At 40.4% G+C, this 277-nt stretch carries 1 protein-coding gene; it reads right to left on the reverse strand.

The window, feature by feature from the left end; genetic code table 11:
* The coding region (locus AB4486_RS28375) for an alpha-amylase family glycosyl hydrolase (RefSeq protein WP_372120169.1) at nt 1-277 on the reverse strand (277 nt) is incomplete at both ends.

Here is a 277-nt window from a genome sequence, read left to right on the forward strand (position 1 = left end):
TCGTTAAATTCGTCAAGAGAAGTAAACTGATGATTTACCATACCAATCTCTTGGCCCTGATAAATAAATGGAGTTCCTTTCATCAAGAAATAACAACTCGCTAACGCGGTAGCACTGGCATACCTAGAGTTAGGATCGGCAAAAGTATCAATACTACGAGCTTGATCGTGGTTTTCTAAATAAAGCGCATTCCAGCCTTTACCTTCTAAGGCATCTTGCCAACGCGATAAAATGCGTTTGAATGCCACGAGATCGAAATTCTCGTTGCTTTGTTCTT

This window comes from Vibrio sp. 10N.222.55.C6 (assembly GCF_041473395.1).
In the GTDB taxonomy this organism is placed as follows: Bacteria; Pseudomonadota; Gammaproteobacteria; order Enterobacterales; family Vibrionaceae; genus Vibrio; species Vibrio crassostreae_C.